At 65.4% G+C, this 18,650-nt stretch carries 20 protein-coding genes and 1 pseudogene; 17 read left to right on the forward strand and 4 right to left on the reverse strand.

Annotation, left to right across the window (positions count from 1 at the left end):
* Positions 1-38 precede the first annotated feature (38 nt).
* The gene (locus JN280_RS19795) at positions 39-581 is read right to left on the reverse strand and encodes a helix-turn-helix domain-containing protein (protein ID WP_202314904.1); all 543 of its coding nucleotides are present in this window, start codon (positions 579-581) and stop codon (positions 39-41) included.
* Between the two features lie 222 nt (positions 582-803).
* On the opposite strand from JN280_RS19795, the gene JN280_RS19800 reads away from it, so the two are divergent.
* Positions 804-1,514 carry a nitroreductase gene (locus tag JN280_RS19800; protein WP_202304440.1) on the forward strand — a complete coding sequence of 237 codons (711 nt, stop codon included), beginning with the start codon at positions 804-806 and terminating at the stop codon, positions 1,512-1,514.
* Here the strand turns inward: JN280_RS19800 and JN280_RS19805 are convergent.
* Complete coding sequence (locus JN280_RS19805) at positions 1,498-2,106, reverse strand: TetR/AcrR family transcriptional regulator (protein ID WP_202304442.1); 609 nt, start codon at positions 2,104-2,106, stop codon at positions 1,498-1,500. The two genes, JN280_RS19800 and JN280_RS19805, sit on opposite strands and share 17 nt — an antisense overlap.
* A gap of 95 nt (positions 2,107-2,201) precedes the next feature.
* Here JN280_RS19805 and JN280_RS19810 point away from each other — a divergent pair, with 95 nt between their 5' ends.
* Entirely contained in the window at positions 2,202-2,948 is a 747-nt protein-coding gene (locus JN280_RS19810) for an SDR family NAD(P)-dependent oxidoreductase (protein WP_202314905.1), read from the forward strand.
* A gap of 149 nt (positions 2,949-3,097) precedes the next feature.
* Here JN280_RS19810 and JN280_RS19815 read toward each other — a convergent pair whose 3' ends face one another.
* Complete coding sequence (locus tag JN280_RS19815; RefSeq protein WP_202304444.1) at positions 3,098-4,000, reverse strand: AraC family transcriptional regulator; 903 nt, start codon at positions 3,998-4,000, stop codon at positions 3,098-3,100.
* A gap of 220 nt (positions 4,001-4,220) precedes the next feature.
* On the opposite strand from JN280_RS19815, the gene JN280_RS19820 reads away from it, so the two are divergent.
* The 10 genes from JN280_RS19820 to hutC all read left to right on the forward strand — a co-directional run bounded on the left by JN280_RS19820 (position 4,221) and on the right by hutC (position 13,393).
* Positions 4,221-4,364, forward strand: coding sequence for a hypothetical protein (locus tag JN280_RS19820; RefSeq protein WP_202304446.1), 144 nt, complete (start codon positions 4,221-4,223; stop codon positions 4,362-4,364).
* Positions 4,365-4,404: 40 nt separating this feature from the next.
* Positions 4,405-4,779, forward strand: a complete 375-nt coding sequence (locus JN280_RS19825) for an Atu4866 domain-containing protein (protein WP_202304448.1) — start codon at positions 4,405-4,407, stop codon at positions 4,777-4,779.
* Between the two features lie 129 nt (positions 4,780-4,908).
* On the forward strand, positions 4,909-5,682 hold the full coding sequence (locus JN280_RS19830; RefSeq protein WP_202304451.1) for an SDR family NAD(P)-dependent oxidoreductase: 774 nt from the start codon (positions 4,909-4,911) through the stop codon (positions 5,680-5,682).
* 78 nt (positions 5,683-5,760) lie between these two features.
* Complete coding sequence (locus JN280_RS19835) at positions 5,761-6,939, forward strand: ABC transporter ATP-binding protein (protein ID WP_202314906.1); 1,179 nt, start codon at positions 5,761-5,763, stop codon at positions 6,937-6,939.
* A 26-nt stretch (positions 6,940-6,965) separates the two neighbouring features.
* Positions 6,966-8,081 carry an ABC transporter substrate-binding protein gene (locus JN280_RS19840; RefSeq protein ID WP_202304453.1) on the forward strand — a complete coding sequence of 372 codons (1,116 nt, stop codon included), beginning with the start codon at positions 6,966-6,968 and terminating at the stop codon, positions 8,079-8,081.
* Between the two features lie 68 nt (positions 8,082-8,149).
* Entirely contained in the window at positions 8,150-9,094 is a 945-nt protein-coding gene (locus JN280_RS19845) for an ABC transporter permease (RefSeq protein ID WP_202304454.1), read from the forward strand.
* Positions 9,091-9,891 (forward strand): ABC transporter permease, encoded by an 801-nt coding sequence (locus tag JN280_RS19850; protein ID WP_202304456.1) that lies wholly within the window; start codon positions 9,091-9,093, stop codon positions 9,889-9,891. Before JN280_RS19845 ends, JN280_RS19850 begins: the two co-directional genes overlap by 4 nt.
* Before the next feature lie 41 nt (positions 9,892-9,932).
* Positions 9,933-11,255: a histidinol dehydrogenase gene (hisD, locus tag JN280_RS19855; RefSeq protein WP_202304457.1), complete on the forward strand. Its 1,323-nt coding sequence runs from the start codon at positions 9,933-9,935 to the stop codon at positions 11,253-11,255.
* A gap of 354 nt (positions 11,256-11,609) precedes the next feature.
* A complete protein-coding gene (locus JN280_RS19860) occupies positions 11,610-12,629 on the forward strand; it encodes a zinc-dependent alcohol dehydrogenase (protein ID WP_202304458.1) in 1,020 nt (339 codons plus the stop codon).
* Positions 12,626-13,393 carry a histidine utilization repressor gene (hutC, locus tag JN280_RS19865; RefSeq protein ID WP_244741775.1) on the forward strand — a complete coding sequence of 256 codons (768 nt, stop codon included), beginning with the start codon at positions 12,626-12,628 and terminating at the stop codon, positions 13,391-13,393. Before JN280_RS19860 ends, hutC begins: the two co-directional genes overlap by 4 nt.
* Before the next feature lie 61 nt (positions 13,394-13,454).
* On the opposite strand, the gene JN280_RS19870 is transcribed toward hutC, so the two are convergent.
* On the reverse strand, positions 13,455-14,216 hold the full coding sequence (locus JN280_RS19870; RefSeq protein WP_202304459.1) for a carbonic anhydrase: 762 nt from the start codon (positions 14,214-14,216) through the stop codon (positions 13,455-13,457).
* 539 nt (positions 14,217-14,755) lie between these two features.
* Here JN280_RS19870 and napE point away from each other — a divergent pair.
* The 5 genes and pseudogenes from napE (at position 14,756) to JN280_RS19895 (ending at position 18,648) form a co-directional block, all read left to right on the forward strand.
* Positions 14,756-14,947 carry a periplasmic nitrate reductase, NapE protein gene (gene napE / locus JN280_RS19875; protein WP_202304460.1) on the forward strand — a complete coding sequence of 64 codons (192 nt, stop codon included), beginning with the start codon at positions 14,756-14,758 and terminating at the stop codon, positions 14,945-14,947.
* Between the two features lie 4 nt (positions 14,948-14,951).
* Positions 14,952-15,455: a ferredoxin-type protein NapF gene (gene napF, locus JN280_RS19880; protein ID WP_202304461.1), complete on the forward strand. Its 504-nt coding sequence runs from the start codon at positions 14,952-14,954 to the stop codon at positions 15,453-15,455.
* Positions 15,448-15,714, forward strand: a complete 267-nt coding sequence (locus JN280_RS19885; protein WP_202304462.1) for a chaperone NapD — start codon at positions 15,448-15,450, stop codon at positions 15,712-15,714. The genes napF and JN280_RS19885 overlap by 8 nt, the downstream gene beginning before the upstream one ends.
* A pseudogene (gene napA / locus JN280_RS19890) lies at positions 15,711-18,175 on the forward strand (periplasmic nitrate reductase subunit alpha). Before JN280_RS19885 ends, napA begins: the two are co-directional and overlap by 4 nt.
* Positions 18,145-18,648 (forward strand): nitrate reductase cytochrome c-type subunit, encoded by a 504-nt coding sequence (locus tag JN280_RS19895; protein WP_202304463.1) that lies wholly within the window; start codon positions 18,145-18,147, stop codon positions 18,646-18,648. Before napA ends, JN280_RS19895 begins: the two are co-directional and overlap by 31 nt.
* Positions 18,649-18,650: the final 2 nt, after the last annotated feature.

Below are 18,650 nucleotides of genomic sequence, written 5' to 3' on the forward strand. Positions count from 1 at the left end.
CCTCCCGTTGCGTCGCCGCCGGGCGGCGCCGCCTGTTCTCAGTACACCGGCGGCGATACGACCCAGATGACGACCGCCGGCTCCGCGCCGGGGTTGCGCCAGCGGAAGGGTTTGCCGCTGAATCGGAAGCTGTCGCCTTCCGACAGCCGATGCCAGGTCCCCGCGATCTCGATGTCGAAATGTCCCGAAACGACGTAGCCGGCCTCCTCGGTGGGGCGGTTGGCAGGTTCCGTCAGTTCGGCGCCAGGCGCGAACACCGAGCGCAGCAATTCGAAACTGCCGCCGAGATCCGGCGAGAGCAGTTCTTCCACCAGGCCGGATTCGCTCGTGCCGAGCGAGCGGCGGCGTCCGGCCCGAACGACCGCGCCGCGTTCCGCCTCGTTCGCAACCTCGTGGCCGAAGAACAGGCTGACGGGCACCGCGAAAAGATCGGCGAAGGCGCGCAGGTCGCCGAGGGAAGGCACCGAGAGGCCGCGCTCCACCTGGCTGACCCATCCCACCGACCGGCCGAGCCTGAGCGCGATCTTCGAAAGCGTCAGGCCGCGCGCCTTGCGCAATGCGCGGATGTCGCCCGCCAGCATCGCGCCCGACGGGGCCTCTTCATGATCGATCCGGATGGCGTCGGCTGCCACGTCATGTCCCATGAAAAACACGAATAGAATTTCATCTGTGACAGTTTCGTGAAAATTTCAAGCAGAATTTCATGGAGTCGCGCAAGATTTGCTTGCGGGACGAAAGCGGCTTATGCAAATGCTCGCCCGCCGAAAGCCATGTCAGGCTCGGACCGAGGAAAGTCGCCGCCCATGCTGGCACCGGACAGAAAGAACGAAATCCCTGATGAGACGGCGATCGTCGATGAAGCGATCACGTCGCGGCGGTCGGTGCGCGCCTTCCTGCCGGACCCTGTCGACGAAGCGATGATTCGCGACATTCTGGATGTGGCGTCGCGCGCGCCCTCGGGCACCAACATGCAGCCGTGGCGGGTCTACGTGACGACGGGGCAGGTCAAGGACCAGATCTCCGACGCGATCCTCAATTCGGGCATCCGGGCCGAAAAGGCAGCCTGGGATGAGTACAAATATTATCCCGACCAGTTCTTCGAGCCCTATCTGACGCGCCGGCGCTCCGTCGGTTTCGGCCTTTATTCCTCCCTCGGCATCGGCCGGCGCGAGGTCGACCGGATGCGCGAGCAGCACGACCGGAACTTCCTGTTTTTCGACGCGCCGGTCGGCATGATCTTCACCATCGACCGCCGGCTGAACCAGGGATCCTGGATCGATCTCGGCATGTTCCTCGAAAACATAATGATCGCCGCGCGGGGCAGGGGCCTGCACACCTGCCCGCAGGCTGCCTTCGCGCCCTATCACAACCAGATCCGCCCCGTGCTCGGCATGGCCGAGGAGGAGATCCTGGTGTGCGGCATGGCGCTCGGCTATGAGGACACCTCCAAGCCCGAGAACAATTTCCGCACGGAGCGGGCGCCCCAGGAAGAGTGGGTCAAGTTCCTGAAGTGAGCCGGTCCCAGGCGGCCATGGCGCCGTCGGCAACGGCATCGAGCATATCGCGGCTCGCGCCGTCGCGTGCCTGGATCGACATGCCCTGCTGCACCGTCGCGTAGAACTGCGCCACCGCGGCGCTGTCGATCCCGTCTGGCAGTTCGCCTGCCGCGATCGCCTTGTCGAGCCTTTCCCGCAAGCTCTCGACGTTCTCGGAGCGGATGCGCTTCAGCGCGTCGCAGATGCCGGCATTGCTGCCTGACATGTGGAGGGCGCCGAGCACGATCAGGCAGCCTTGCGGCTTGCCCGGTTGCGTGAAGGACATGGCGGTCGCGTGCAGATAGCCCGATATCGCCTCCCTGGCCGTCGGCGCCACGGTGAGGGCGTCCCAGATCTCCGTGCCTTCGGTCTTGCCGTAGAGCACGACCGCCTCGTTGAAAAGTTCCTCTTTTGAGCCGAAGGCCGCATAGAGGCTGGGCGCATTGATGCCCATCGCCGCCGTCAGATCCGCCAGCGACGTGTTGTCGTATCCTTTCGCCCAGAACACTTCCATCGCGCGCCGCAGCGCCATATCCCGGTCGAAGCTTCGCGGCCTGCCTCTTTCCGCCATGGCTCTCTCTTTTTTGTAGTGACTGATAAATAAACCTGTTGACCCCATCCGACAAGGCTGTCATGAAATATGTATCAACCGATACATAAATGGAGATGGACATGTCTCGTCTGGACGGAAAAGTGGCCCTTGTGACCGGCGGCAGCCGCGGCATCGGCGCGGCGACTGCGCATCGGTTGGCGACCGAGGGCGCCGATGTGGCGATCACCTATGCGCGCTCGCCGGAGCGGGCCGGGCAGGTGGTGGGCGACATCGAGGCCGCCGGCCGGCGCGGCCTGGCGATCAAGGCGGACAATCTCGACGCCGACGCCGTCGAGGCCGCAGTCGCGACGACGGTCGAGAGGCTCGGCCGGCTCGATATCCTGGTCAACAATGCCGGTGTCTTCCAGGTCGGTCCGATCGATGAACTGACACGGGCGGACTTCGAGGAAACGGTTGCCGTCAATCTGCGTGCGCCGTTCCTCGCGGCACGGGCGGCGGCCCGGCATATGGGAAAGGGCGGCCGCATCGTCTCGATCGGCAGCAACCTCGCCGTGCGCGTGCCAGGCCCCGGCTTGAGCCTCTATTCGCTGAGCAAGGCCGCGCTGATCGGCATGACGAAAGGGCTGGCGCGGGATCTGGGCTCCCGGGGGATAACCGTCAACGTGATCCATCCCGGCCCGACGGATACCGAGATGAACCCGGCCCGCGGCCCGATGGCGGATGGCCAGCGCTCACTGATGGCGATCCCGCATTTCGGCGATACCGGCGACGTCGCCGCCATGGTCGCCTATCTGTCCGGCGCGGAAGCGGGCGGCATCACCGGAGCCGAGTTCACGATCGACGGCGGCGCCAACGCCTGAGCGGTTCCGGCCAAGCGTCGCCGCGACGAATGCCGGGCCAACTTGGGAAACTCGGAAGAGCATGCGATCCAGACGGTCCCTCATGGCGTCGTTTCGCTTATTTTTCGGAATCCCTTAGGCCCGGCGGCTGTCGGAAGGCGAGCGGACGCTCACCCCTCCGCGTAGCGTTCGGGTGATTGCCTCAGCCGCTGGATGTCCTTCAGCGGCGGGGCTCCGAACAGTCGGCTGTATTCCCGGCTGAACTGGGAAGGGCTGTCATAGCCGACGGAATGACCGGCAATGGCGGCATCGAGCGACTGGCTGAGAATCAGTCGCCTTGCTTCCTGGAGCCGGAGTTGCTTCTGGTACTGCAGCGGGCTCAAGCCGGTAACGTCCTTGAAATGCGCGTGCAGCGACGACGTGCTCATGCGTGCCTCCATCGCCACGGCCTCGATGCTGAACGGCTTCTTGAAATTCTGCTTGATCCAGCCGATCGCGCGGCTGACCTGTCTCGTGCTGCTGTCACCGGTCGCGATCTGCCGCAGCAGGGCCGCCTGATCGCCAAGAAGCAGGCGGTAGAGGATCTCGCGTTCCGCCATCGGCGCCAGCACCGCGATGTCGCGTGGACTATCGAGCAATCGTGCTAGCCGCAGCACGGCGTCGATCAGCTCCGGCGCAGTCGGATTCAGCGCCATGCAGAGACGTTCCGGTCGTGCGGCCTCGTCGGACATGCCCATGGCGAGCATCAGTTCCGCAACGATGGAAGTATCGAGTTCGAGCTTGAGGCTGAGATAGGGCTCTTCGGGACTGGCCTCGATCACCTGGCCGACGACGGGCACATCGACCGTCACCACAAGATGATGCGAGGGTCCATAGACATAGACGCGATCGCCGACCATAACCTGCTTTCTGCCCTGCGCGATCACGCAGAAGGCAGGCTGGTGCATGCCGTGCATCGGCTCGGTGATCTTGGATGCGCGGGCCATCGAGAGGCGCGGGACCGCCGTCGGAGTGACGCCGTCCCCTTCGGTCCATTGATCGATGATCTGGGCGAGTTCCGCGATCTGCTGCATATCGTTTTCTCCGACCGGATGTCGGCGTCACCCCTGGGGTTCCGCCCTTGTCCGTCAGATATGCAAGGTGCCGTCCCAGACAACGGTCAATCTGCATCTTTCGGATTTTTGTGCAATCATCCCGGAGGTCTGGTCTACCGCTCCCGGACCTTGGCGAGGCATTGTCGCCTCGTTCCAATCGAGCCGGTCCCAGAGGCGGCTCCAACATGGGAGCGACATCATGAATCTCTATCCAACCCAAATCGTCAGGCGTGTCGTTCCGAGCGCCCCGACACCACGCCGCCGTTCCGCGCGGGCCGTGCTTTCCGCGATCGAACGCGTGCTGCGCGGACGCACCGATCCCAAGCGGACGATGAACGGTTAGTAATATGCCCGGACGTTTTCCGTCCCTGGCAGCGAGGGCGATGCCTTGGATCGCTTTCGTCGCGGCGTTCATCACCGTGGCTGCGTTCGCCGTCGGTCCGGATACGGACCGCGGCGCTTCCCGTTCAATCCAGGAGACGGGCCGAACGGGCTTGCACGCGAAAGTCCGTTCCCATGTCGGCGTCTGGGTGACGGCGGACGGCCAGGTCCGTCACGAGTTGTTGCCCGATGGACGCTACGAGGAGACACGCGGCAAATGGAAAAGCTCCTATCGGGGGCGCTACTGGCTGGAGGGCGACCATATCGAATATGCCGACGACACCGGCTTCACCGCCGATGGCGATTTCCGCGACGGCGTGCTTCATCACGCCGGCATGGTGTTTTACCGGGAACCTCGTCGGCCAGCCCCCCGCTGATCGTCCAGAGGCTCCGTCCTTCCGGAATCCGAAATTGTATAGGGATGTATAGACAACTGCCGGCAAACATGTTCCAGTCTCTGCCGGCCGCGTTCCGGCGGCCAAGCGCAGCCATTGGGGGACGCCGGCATGACAGCGCCGTCCATCTTCGATCTGACGGGCCGCAAGGCGCTGGTGACGGGCGGCAACCGCGGCATCGGCCAGGCGATCGCCGAGGCGCTCGCCGGCGCAGGCGCCGACGTGGCGATCACCGCCCGTGACGAGGGCACGCTCAATGAGACCGTGTCGCGCCTGACGGCGTTGGGTCGCAAGGCGGTGACCGCGGCGCTCGACGTCACCGATACCGCACGCTGCGGCGTCGTGATCGCAGCCTGCGCCGAGGCGCTGGGCGGGCTCGACATACTCGTCAACAATGCCGGACATGAGGAGGTCCGCCCCTCGCTCGATGTCGACGAAGGTCTGTGGGATCGGGTCGTCTCGACCAACCTCAAGGGCGCCTTCTTCTGCGCCCAGGCCGCCGCGCGGCGCATGACGGAAGCCGGCCAGGGCGGCGCCATCATCAATCTCTGCTCGCTCACCTCCTATGTCGGCATTCCCACCGCCACGCCCTATGGCTCGTCGAAATCGGGACTGATGGGCATGACGAGGGCGCTCGCCGCCGAGTGGGCCCAGCACGGCATCCGCGTGAATGCGATCGCGCCCGGCTATTTCCACACCGGCATGACCGACGCCTTCTACCGCGATCCCGAATGGCAGCAGACCATGCTGGCCAAGATCCCGCAGCGCCGCTTCGGCGCCATGGAGGATATCGGCGGTGCGGTGGTCTTCCTGGCGAGCGCGGCGTCGTCCTATGTGACCGGCCATTGCATTCCGATCGATGGCGGCTATCTCGCCTCGATCTGATCTGTTTGGAAACGAGGGCATCGCCCGATGGTCGGCGAGGGGAAACGAATGCCGGATGCTTCCAGGGTTGCCGCCTCAATGGAACGTGCTGGCGAGCCCGACGCGACGGGCACGGCGCGCGACGTGGTGGTCGCGGCACGTGACCGGGCGGTTTCCACACATGACGTAGCGGTGTCCGCACGCGGCGTCGGCATGGAGTTCAACGGTTTCCATGCGGTGAAGGACGCCTCCTTCGACCTGCCGAGGGGCCGTTTCCTGACCATCCTCGGCCCGTCCGGTTCCGGCAAGACGACCCTGCTGCGCATGATCGCCGGCTTCCAGAAACCCTCCGCCGGCGAGATCTTCATCAACGGCCAGGCGGTCAGCGCGGTGCCGCCGCACAAGCGCTCGATCGGCATGGTGTTCCAGAAGCTGGCGCTGTTCCCGCATATGACGGCGGCGGAGAACGTCGCCTTTCCGCTGAGGATGCGCCGCCAGGATGCCCGTGCCATTCCGGAGCGCGTGGACCGCTATCTCGACCTCGTGAAGCTCGGCGGCTATGGCGGCCGCCGCATCCACGAACTTTCCGGCGGCCAGCAGCAGCGCGTCGCCATCGCCCGCGCCCTGGTCTTCGAGCCAGATCTCCTGCTGCTCGACGAACCGCTCGCGGCCCTCGACCGCAAGCTGCGCGAGGAAATGCAGCTGGAATTCCGGCGTATCCAGCGCGAGCTCGGCGTCACCACAATCAACGTCACCCACGATCAGCGCGAGGCGCTCGTCGTCTCCGACGAGATCATCGTCATGGATCAGGGCGAAATCCAGCAGAAGGCGCAGCCGGCCGTGACCTATCGCCAGCCGAGCAACGCCTTCGTCGCCAATTTCATCGGCGTCACCAATTTTATCCCGGGCATCGTCGACACCGTTTCCGGCGGCGCGGTCTCGATGGCCAGCCGCGGTGTCGAGATTTCAGGGGTGGTCGGCGACGGGCGCGCTCCGCCGGTCGAAGGGCGGGAGGCATCGGGCGCGATCCGTGCCGAGCAGATCCGCATTGCAGGGGACGAGAGCCGTCTGGCGGGTCTCGCCACCGTGCTCGCCGGCGAGGTGACCGACGCGATCTTCGAAGGCGAGCGCGTCGTCTATGAGATCGCCGTGCCGGCGCTTGATGGCGACGTGCTGAGGGTCTTCGATCACGACCCGGCGGGGCATACGCAACATGACATCGGCGCCAGGGTGTTCGTCGGCTGGAACGCCCGGGATGTTTTTATTTTCAACAACTAGCCGAGACCAACCAGAGGAGAATCACGATGAAGGGCCCGAAATTCCCGATGCCGTCACTCGATCGCCGCAGCTTCCTGCAAGCAGCGGCCGCGTTCGGAGGAGCCGCCGGCCTGTCGGCGCTCGGTGTTTCGCGCGGCTACGCCGCCGAGCCGGAAAAGCCGAAGGAACTGATCGTGCGCGCCTGGGGCGGAAGCTGGGTCGACAGCCTCAAGGCAGGGGTCTCCGACAGCTTCACCAAGGAAACCGGCATCGCCATCCGTCACGACCTCACCGAGGACAATGAGATCCAGCCCAAGGTCTGGGCCGCCGTCGCGCAGAAGCGCGTGCCCCCGATCCACATCAACTGGGACACCACCACCAACGCCACCAAATCGGCGCTGCGCGGCGTCACCGAGGACCTGTCCGATCTGCCCAACCTCGCCAATGTCACCGATCTCGCCAAGCCGGTCGGGCTCGACGGCTTTCCGATCGTCAACACCTACGGCTATGTCTATGTGCTGGCCTACCGTCCCGAGGCCTTCCCGGACGGCGCGCCGAAATCCTGGAAGGACCTGCTCGACCCGAAATTCAAGGGGCGGCTGGCCTTCTACAATGACGGCATCGGCTTCCATTTCCCGGCGCAGGTGGCCGGCGGCGGCAAGCTCGAGGACATTCCCGCCAACATGCAGCCGGCCTGGGATTTCATCGCCAAGATGAAGGAGCAGCAGCCGCTGCTCGGCGAGGATCCGGATTTCACCACCTGGTTCCAGAAGGGCGAGATCGACGCGGCCTGCACCATCTCGACCAACGCCCGCGAAGCGCGCAAGAACGGCATCGACATCAGATGGGTCGTGCCGGAGGAGGGCGCCAAGTTCGACACGGACGGGTTGTGGATCCCGAAGGGCCTTCCCGAGAACGAGTTGTTCTGGGCCAAGCAATACATCAATCACGCACTGACGAAGGAAGCGCAGCAGGTCTGGCTCGACGGCCTCGGCCTGCCTGGCGTGGTGCCGGGGCTGACGCCGCCGGCCGACCTCGTCGGCGACCCCTCTTATCCGACCAAGCCCGAGGACTTCGAGCACCTCATCCGCATCTCCTCGAAGATCCAGGTCGAAAACGAGAGCGACTGGTTCTCCAAATTCAAGGCCATCATGCAGGGCTGATCCATCGCAAAGGGGCCGCCGCCCGCGGCGGCCCCTCCGTCATCGACCTTGCACCTCGGGAATTCGGCATGCGTGCGGCCAGAACTGCCTATCCCCTGACCTGGCGCGTCATGGACGCGCTTGAGAGCTTCGCGGCCTTCATCTGGCCGGGCACCTTCAAGGGGGCCGTTCCTTACCTCTTGCTCGCGCCGGCTGTGCTTCTCGTCGGCCTGCTCGTGCTCGGCCTCTTCCAGATCGGCGACGCCAGCCTGCGCACGCTCGACACCACGACCTTCCTCTTCTCCGAGGACTATTCGCTCGCCAATTATCGCAGGGCCCTGTCGGAGCCGCTCTTCACCGCCGTCGCCGGCCGCAGCCTCATGGCCGCCGTGATCGTCACGGTAGTGACGCTGATCTTTGCTTTTCCCTATGCCTATCTGATGGTGCGAACGCCGTCGCCCGGCCTGCGCAAATTCCTGCTCATCGCGCTCTTCCTGCCCTTCTTCATCGGCCAGGTGGTGCGCGCCTATGGCTGGCTGATCATCCTCGGCAACCAGGGCATGGTCAACGAAGCCCTCGGGCTTGTCGGCATTCCTCCGATGCGGCTGATCTACAACTATCCTGCCGTGCTGTTCGGCCTCGTCCAGTACATGCTGCCCTTCGCCGTGCTGATGCTCGCCCCGGCATTGACGGCGATCCCGGAGGAACTGGAGGCGGCGGCCGGTTCGCTCGGCGCCAACTGGGTGAAAACCTTCATCCATGTCGTGCTGCCGCTCGCGCGGCCTGGCTTCGTCGGTGCCGGGCTCGTGGTGGTGACGCTGTCGCTCACCGACTTCGCCGTCCCCGCCATCCTCGGCGGCGGCTCGCAGGACTTCATCGCCAACGCCATCTACGACCAGTTCTTCCGCACCTCCGACCAGGGGCTCGGCGCCACGCTGACATTGATGCTGGTGGCGCTCGGTTCGCTGGTGGTCGGGCTGGTCTTCACGCTCTTCGGCGCCGGCACGCTGGCCATGGGGAGGGCGCGCCGATGAACGCCCCGTTGAGCAAGACCGTCACGCTCTGGATATTCGTCGCGATCGCGCTGATCACGCTCTCAGCGCCGACCATCGTCGTGCTGGGCGCGTCCTTCACCGCAGGCAACATCATCACCTTCCCGCCCGAGGGGTTCTCGCTGAAATGGTATGCGGCGATCTCGCAGGCGACCGATCTGCGCGACGCCTTCCTGCGCACACTGTTCGTGGCTTCCGTCTGCACCATCGTCGCGATCCCCGTCGGCACGCTGGCCGGCATCGCGCTCGCCAAATATGCGGTCCGCTTCGAAAAGACGTTCCAGATCTACCTCCTGCTTCCCTTCACCATTCCGTTGATCGGCTCGGGCATCGGCCTGATGCTGGTGTTCGGCAATGCCGGCGTGCTCGGCCAGCTCTGGCCCGTCGGCATCGCCTGCTGCGTCATCAACCTGCCCTTCATGATCTGGGCGGTCACGGCGAGCGCCTCGGCATTGGATCCCGATCTCGAGCTCGCCGCCGCCAATTGCGGAGCGCCGCCCTTGCAGACCTTCTTCTCGGTCACGCTGCCGGCGGTCATGCCCGGCGTCATCAGCGGGTCGCTGCTGATGTTCATCCTGGCGCTCAACGAATTCCTGGTCAGCCTGCTCCTGGTCGACGCGCGCATTGTCACCCTGCCGGTCCAGATCTACAACTCCATCCGGTCGATCATCACGCCCGACCTCGCCGCGATCTCTGTCGTCTTCATCGCCTCCGCCGCGGCGGCGATCTTCCTGCTCGACCGGCTGGTCGGCCTCGACATCTTCCTCAAATCGAAATGACGGCCGCGTGTCCGCCGCGGCCGGGCGGAAAGGAGCCTCCCATGGCAGACGTATCGTTCCATGAACTCGAAAAGCTGGATGAGGGCCAACGCGCCACCCTTCTGAAACGCTCCGAGACCGACCTTTCCGGCTTCATCGAGAAGGTCGGGCCGATCATCGAGGCCGTGCGCAGCGAAGGCGACGCCGCACTCGTGCGCTTCGGCCGCGAACTCGACAAGGCCGACCTGAAGGCGGGCGGCCTGAAGGCGACGCCGGCCGAGTTCGACGCCGCCTTCAAGGCGGTCGACGCGCAAGTGATCGAGGCCATCCGCTTCGGCATCGACAATATCAGGCGTTTCCACGAGGAGCAGAAGCCGGAAGCCATGTGGCTGAAGGAGATGCGGCCCGGCGCCTTCGCCGGCGACCGCTTCACGCCGATCCGCTCCGTCGCGCTCTATATTCCGCGCGGCAAGGGCGCCTTTCCCTCGGTGACGATGATGACCGCGGTGCCGGCCGTGGTGGCCGGCGTCCCTGATATCGCCATCGTCACGCCGCCCGCACCCGACGGGACGGTCGATGCCGCGACGCTGGTCGCCGCGCGTCTTGCCGGGGTCGAGACCGTCTATAAATGCGGCGGCGCCCAGGCCGTCGCCGCCGTCGCCTATGGCACCGAGACGGTGAAGCCTGCGCTCAAGATCGTCGGCCCCGGCAGCCCTTGGGTGGTGGCGGCCAAGCGGCTGCTGTCCGGCGTGATCGATCCGGGCCTTCCGGCCGGCCCCTCCGAGGCGATCATCTTCGCCGACGACAGCGTCCATGGCGGCCTTGCCGCGCTCGACCTTTTGATCGAGGCCGAGCACGGGCCGGATTCATCCGCCTATCTGGTCACCCACGTCAGGCGTGTCGCCGAGGAGGCGCTCGCGGCTCTGCCCGAACACTGGGCGCGCATGACCGAGCAGCGCGTGGCCTTCTCGACGGCGGTCCTGACCGGCAAGTTCGGCGGCATCGTGCTGACGCCGTCGCTGGAGGAGAGCTATCGCTTCGTCAACGACTATGCGCCGGAGCATCTGGAGATCCTCTCGACCGATCCCTTCGCTCATCTCGGCCGCATCACCGAAGCCGCCGAGATCCTGATGGGCCCGCACACGCCTGTCGCCATCGGCAATTTCGGTCTCGGGCCGAACGCGGTGCTGCCGACCAGCCGCTGGGCGCGGACCTACGGGCCGCTGTCGGTCACCGACTTCGTCAAGCGCTCCTCGATCGGCTATGTGACGGCATCCGCCTATCCGGAGTTTGCGCGGCACGCCCATACGCTGGCGCGTTATGAGGGGTTCTCTTCCCACGAACACGCGGTGTCGCCGGTGCGGGATGCGTATCTGGGGAGGTGAGGGGGCGATGGCGCGACGGTCGGGTGGGAGGACAAGGCAGGTGTCTCGGGTGGGCTGGGCGTTGCGTTCCGGGTGTTGGTCGCCGCCGTTGCTGGATGGGTGCCCAGATCGGGGCAACCGGCGCCATCTTACCCCTCATCCGACCTCGCTTCGCGAGGCCACCTTTTCCCACAAGGGGAGAAGGCCGGAGCCTGGCTTCGCCGGCCCTGCAAATCACCACCGTCGGCGATTGGCCGAGGCCTTGCTGCGGGCGTTCCCTTCTCCCCTTGTGGGAGAAGGTGGCCGCGCGAAGCGCGGACGGATGAGGGGTACCCTCCGCTTCCACCTCAACCATAGTCACCAGGAAACCTCCCCATGAAAGCCGCGCGTCTCCATGCGGCGGGCGATCTGCGCGTCGAGCATATCCCGGCCCCGGGCGAACCCGAGCCCGGCAATGTGCGCCTGCGTGTGACGGCAGCCGGTATCTGCGGTTCCGACATTCACAATTTCCGTACGGGCCAATGGATCAGCCGTGCGCCCAGCGTTGCCGGCCACGAATTCGCCGGCGTCGTCGCGGCGCTCGCCCCCGGTGTCACCGATCTCGCGATAGGCGATACCGTCGTCGCCGATTCCCGCTTCTGGTGCGGCGTTTGCCCGGCATGCCGGGGCGGCCGCCGGAATGTCTGCGCGAAGCTCGGTTTCGTCGGCGAGGTCTGCGACGGCGGTTTCGCGGAGGAGGTCGAATTGCCGGCGCGTCTCGTGCTGCGGCACGATCCCGGCCTCGATCCGGCCGTTGCCGCGATGGCCGAGCCGCTGGCGGTGGCGCTGCACGCCGTGCGCCGCCTCGCTCCCAGCAAAGGCGAACCGGTGCTGGTGGCCGGCTGCGGGCCGATCGGCGGCCTGGCGGCGGTGCTGCTCTCTCGATTGCATGAGGGGCCCCTGCTGGTCGCCGACCGCAACCGGGAGCGTGCCGCCAGGGTGGCCGAGGCGACGGACGCAACGATCGTGGACCTCGACGCCGCTCCGATCGGCAAGGCATTGTCCGGCAAGGCGCTTCTTCACGCGATCGACGCCACGGGAAGCGTCGGTGTGGTCACCACGCTGCTCGACCTGATCGCGGGCGGCGGGTCGCTCGCGCTCGTCGGCATCGCGCACGGCCGGCTCGACCTCGACCCCAATTTGCTGGTCGAGCGCGAGATCGCCTTGCTCGGCTGCCACGTCTTCCAGGACGAACTGCCCGAGGCCGTCGCGATGCTCGGCCCGCTGGCGCCGGTGCTGCGTCCGCTGATCGATCGCGAGATCGGCATCGAAGACATACCGGAAGCCTATCAGCGGCTGATCGCCGGAGAGAGCAGGGGCCTGAAGACGATCGTCCGCATCGGAGGGCCCGAATGACCATGGACGACCGGCCGAGACGACCCGCCAACGGCCTGCCGGAGGCGGCGAGCCCGCTCTACGAGCAGGTCAAGGACTATGTCTTGAAGAACATCGGCAGCGGCGAATGGTCGAAGGACCAGCGGCTGCCTTCAGAAAACGAGTTGGTCACCGCGCTCGGCGTCTCGCGCATGACGGTCAACCGCGCTCTGCGCGAACTGACGTCCGAGGGCTATCTCCTGCGCATCCAGGGCGTTGGCACCTTCGTCGCGCCGCCCAAGCCGCAATCGGCGCTGATCGAGATCATCGACATTGCCGACGAGATCCGTGCGCGCGGCAGCCGTTATTCGGCGAAGGTCGTGCTCATTGAGAAGATTGCCGAGCCGTCGGCCGGGTTGATCGCGGCTTTCGAATTCGACGGGAGCCGCCCGATCTCCCATTCGATCGTCGTCCACTGCGAGAACGACGTCCCCGTTCTGCTCGAGGAGCGCTTCGTCAATGCCGACCTTGCGCCCGACTATCACCGGCAGGATTTCGTGCAGGCGACCACCACCTACGACTATCTGACCCGGGCGATGCCGCTGACCGAGGTCGAGCATGTGATCTCGGCCGTCGCCGCCGACGATGCCACCGCCGGCCATCTGGCGATCGCGGCGGGCGAACCCTGCCTGCTTCTCCACCGCCGCACCTGGTCGGGCGCGGCGGTCGCGACGGTCAACAAGTTCATCTATGCCGGCAGCCGCTACTCGCTCGGCAGCCGCTACGCGCCCGGCATGCTGGGGTGAGGGGCGGTTGTCGTCACCCGCCGGCAGGAGGAGATTCCTGCAAGCCGACAGTTGTCGCGATTCATAGCAATGTGACCTTGCCAGTCGCTATGTCATAGCGGGCGGCCACGACCTTCAGCTTTCCCTCCTTGATTGCCGCGGCGAGGATCGGGGAAGCTTCGCTGAGCAGTGTCGCCTGGATCCGAGCATTGGCGTCGATGGCGGCATCGAGGTCTGGGCCTGCGGCGTTCACGGCTGGCCAGATGGGGGCGTAGAGGGCGCCGATCTGGCCTGGCACGGCCTTGCCTTCGATGGTTGCTTTCACCGCGCCGCAATTGCTGTGCCCCATCACCATGATCACTTTGGTGCCCAGAACGGCGACACCATATTCCAGGCTCGCCGTGATCTCCGGTGTGGTGATGTTCCCGGCCACACGCACCACAAAGAGACGGCCGATGCTCTGGTCGAAGACGAACTCCACCGGCACCCGGGAATCCGCGCAGGACAGCAGGGCGGCAAAGGGCTCCTGCTTCTCGGCCGTTTTTGCCTTCAGGATCGACAGGTCCTCATTGAGCGACTGGAGCTGACCGCCGACATAGCGTTGGTTGCCGTCCATCAGCTCCTTGAGCGCAGCGTCCGGCGTCAACGTGCTCTGGGCCAAGGCCGGCCGGGTGGTGGAGACTGTGGCGCCAGCCAGCACCGCGGCCGTGCCGCCGACCGCGCTGGCCAGAAAGCCGCGCCGGGACAGCGCGCCATCCTTCTCGGCACCGCCTTGCGCTGTCGAGCAGCTGTCGCAACCGCACGCCACGCCGACATGCCGGACAAAACCGTTCTCGGGTTGCATATCCGTCTCCTCCTGTTTGCACGCCGCTGTCGAAAGACTGTCTGTGCGAAAATATACGCCATACTTAGATTTCTTTGAAAGTCTATTTAGACGATTGTGAAAATTTTACCTTATTCTATACGAGATCGAGCAACAAGCTGAATAGGAAGGCACTCGCGATGTTGATGAAGAACATCGGCAAGGGGCACGATATGGGGTGCCCAATGCGTCTTGGCGCTGCGTGACCGCCGTGATTCTGGCCGTAGCCGTCGACGGGCGCCAGGACCGACCCCGACGAGCCGGCCGGCACGGCAGCAGCGTTGCAGTCGCGGCTCGATCACGCGGAAGCCAGACAAGAATCGTAAACAGACCGCCAGCGCGATGTGCAGGGCAACCGGTGCCAGGAGCGGTCCGGCAAGGTCGTCGCGTCATGGCTGCATGCTCGCCAGCGACACGGCGAGGAACAGGTTCAATGCTGTCGCAGAGTTGCAAAGCCGATCGGTTAGAGTAACCTCGCCATTGCGAGTATGATTTGCGTGTCCAAGGCACATGAGGGGATCATGACCCAGGACGAGGGAAGTTCCGTTGCTGCAAAGCCGGACGCTTCGACACGCCGTAGGGAACTTATCGCTTTTCTCGTCCTGGCGTTCGGAATCTGGCCGGTCGTCGCGGTCGGTGTCGTCGGCGGCTACGGTTTCCTTGTCTGGATGTGGCAATTGGTCTTCGGGCCGCCCGGACCTCCGGGAAGCTGAGCCGATGGCGCATCCGGCCAGCATCAGCCGCAGGTCATTCCTTACCGGCCGCGCCGCGCAGCCGGTGCCTGACATAGCGCCGCCCGGGGTGGTCGAGGGCTGGACGGCTGCCTGCAGCGGGTGCGGCGCTTGTGCGGGCGCGTGTCCGACCGGGGTCATCCTGATGCGCGACGGCAGGCCGTCGCTCGATTTCTCCGCCGGTGAATGCCTGTTCTGCGGCGACTGCGCCGAGGCATGTCCCGAGCCCGTGTTCGACCGCGCCGCAAAGCCTGCGTTCACGCACGTCGTTGCCGTCTCCGACACCTGCCTTGCCCGCAACGGCGTGTCCTGCATGAGCTGCCGCGACGCGTGTCCTGAGGCGGCGATCTCTTTCCGACCCCGTGTCGGCGGGCCTTTCGTGCCCGTACTGGCGGAGGACAGCTGTACCGGCTGCGGCGCCTGCATCGCGACATGCCCCGTCCGGGCGATCGCGGTCGCGCCAGGATCCCGTGAGGCCGGCCATGGCTGACGGCCGCCGCTATCATCACATATCGAGCGCCGTGATATCCGTCATGCCCGGCCGTCTCGATGAGGTGGCCGAGGCGATCGTCGGCATGAACGGCCCGGAAATCCGGGCGCAGGGCAACAACCGCATCGTGGTCGTCATGGAAGGCGAGAGCGCCGGAGAACTCGGCGCGCAACTCACGGCTCTCGGCGCCCTCGACGGGGTGGTCGCGGCCAACATGGTTTTCGAACATATCGAGGAATTGGAGGGCTCCGGGCCATGACGGCAGAGTTGAACCGGCGCGAATTGTTGAAGGCGCAGGCGGCCGCCGTCGCGGCTGCGACGGCAGGCATTGCCCTGCCGGCTTCCGCCCAGCCGATCCCCGGCGGGGTGAGTGCCCTCGAGATAAAATGGTCCAAGGCGCCGTGCCGGTTCTGCGGCACCGGCTGCGGCGTGATGGTGGGTGTGAAGGACGGCCAGGTGGTCGCCACTCACGGCGACACGCAGGCCGAGGTCAACCGCGGTCTCAACTGCGTGAAAGGGTACTTCCTCTCCAAGATCATGTATGGCGCGGACCGTCTGACCACGCCGCTGATGCGCAAGCGCGACGGCGTCTACGACAAGGACGGCGAGTTCGAGCCGGTGAGCTGGGACGAGGCCTTCGGCCTGATGGCCGAGCGGGTCAAGAAGGTGCTGAAGGAGAAGGGGCCGACGGCCGTGGGCATGTTCGGCTCCGGCCAATGGACGATCTTCGAGGGTTACGCCGCGACCAAGCTGATGCGGGCCGGCTTCCGCTCCAACAATCTCGATCCCAATGCGCGCCATTGCATGGCCTCGGCCGCCTACGCCTTCATGCGCACGAGCACGCCGATGCCTTCGTGCTGTGGGGCTCGAACATGGCCGAGATGCATCCGATCCTGTGGACGCGGCTGGCCGACCGCCGGCTCGGGCATGAGCATGTCAAGGTTGCGGTGCTGTCGACCTTCACCCACCGCAGCATGGACCTCGCCGACATTCCCGTCGTGTTCAGGCCCGGCACCGACCTTGCGATCCTCAACTACATCGCCAACCACATCATCGCCACGGGCCGGGTCAACGAGGACTTCGTCAGGAACCATACCGTGTTCATGCGCGGCGAGACCGACATCGGCTACGGCCTGAGAGCGGAGGACCCGCGCGAGACCTCCGCAAAGGGCGCGGCCAACGCCGCTAGGATGGAGCCGATCGACTTCGAGGCGTTCAAGGCGCTTGTGTCGGAATATACGCTCGAGAAGGTCGCCGAGCTCAGCGGTGTCGAGAAGGGGTTCCTGGAGGAACTCGCCGAGCTCTACGCCGATCCGGCGCGCAAGGTCATGTCGCTCTGGACGATGGGCTTCAACCAGCATGTGCGCGGCGTCTGGGCCAACCACATGGTCTACAACATCCACCTCCTGACCGGGAAAATCTCGGAGCCCGGCAACAGCCCGTTCTCGCTGACCGGTCAGCCGTCGGCTTGCGGCACGGCGCGGGAGGTGGGAACCTTCGCGCATCGCCTGCCCGCCGACATGGTGGTGACCAATCCGGAGCACCGCAAGCATGCCGAGGAGATCTGGAAGCTGCCGGCCGGGCTCTTGCCCGAGAAGCCCGGGTTCCATGCGGTCGAGCAGGACCGGATGCTGAAGGACGGCAAGCTCAACTTCTACTGGGTGCAGGTCAACAACAACATCCAGGCATCGCCCAACAGCAGCAACGAGGCTTATCCCGGTTATCGCAACCCGGACAATTTCGTCGTCGTCTCCGACGCCTATCCGACGGTCACCGGCATGTCGGCCGATATCATCCTTCCGGCGGCGATGTGGGTCGAGAAGGAGGGCGCCTATGGCAACGCCGAGCGCCGCACCCATGTCTGGCACCAGCTGGTGCAGGCGCCCGGCGAGGCCCGTTCCGACCTCTGGCAGCTCACCGAGTTCTCCAAACACTTCACCACGGACGAGGTGTGGCCGAAGGAGATCCTCGACGCCAATCCGGCCTATCGCGGCAAGACGCTCTTCGACGTGCTCTATCGCAACGGCACTGTCGACAAGTTCCCGCGCAGCGAGATCGATCCCGACTATCCCAACAACGAAGCGACGGAGTTCGGCTTCTACATCCAGAAAGGGTTGTTCGAGGAATATGCCGCCTTCGGGCGCGGCCATGGCCACGACCTCGCGCCATACGACACCTACCATGAGGTGCGCGGCCTCAGATGGCCGGTGGTCGACGGCAAGGAGACGCTTTGGCGTTACCGGGAAGGGTTGGATCCCTATGTGAAGGCGGGGGAGGGCGTCAAATTCTATGGGCGCCCGGACGGGAAAGCGGTCGTCCTCGCCGTGCCCTATGAACCGCCTGCCGAATCCCCCGACAGCGAGTTCGACCTGTGGCTGGTTACCGGCCGGGTGCTCGAACATTGGCATTCGGGTTCGATGACGCTGCGCGTGCCCGAGCTCTACCGGGCCTTCCCGGGCGCGCGCTGCTTCATGAATGCCGACGACGCCCGCAAGCGCGGCATCAACCAGGGGGCGGAGGTGCGTGTCATTTCGCGGCGCGGCGAAATCCGGTCGCGCATCGAGACGCGCGGCCGCAATCGCATGCCGAGCGGCGTGATCTTCGTGCCCTGGTTCGACGCCAGCCAGTTGATCAACAAGGTCACGCTCGACGCCACTGACCCCATCTCCAAGCAGACGGATTTCAAGAAATGCGCAGTCAAGATCGTTCCGGTCGCATGACCTTGCGGCGCACCGTTCCCGCGCTTGTCCTGCTCACCCTGTTTTGCGCTGGCACCACGGCGCTTGCCCAGATGGCGGCGAAGACCTCGCCCGAACTCGTCGGTCCGCCGTCGCCGATGGAAGAGATACCCGCGCCGTCGGTTCCGAAATGGGTCACCGACGATGTGCGCCAGATGCGTGCCTATCCCGAACAGCCACCGGTCATCCCGCATTCGATCGAAGGTTACCAGCTATCGGTCAACACCAATCGCTGCCTGTCCTGCCACAAGCGCGAATTCACGCAGAGTTCGGGCGCGCCGATGATCAGCGTCACGCATTTCATGACGCGGGACGGCCAGATGCTCGCCGACGTCTCGCCGCGCCGGTATTTCTGCACCGAGTGCCATGTGCCTCAGGCGCAGGTCCAGCCCCTGGTCGAGAACCGCTTCAAGGACATGAGCGAACTGGGCGTGAAGCCCGCCGGCAGCGAGTAGGC

The sequence above is a fragment of the Mesorhizobium sp. L-8-10 genome, from assembly GCF_016756635.1.
Lineage (GTDB): Bacteria > Pseudomonadota > Alphaproteobacteria > Rhizobiales > Rhizobiaceae.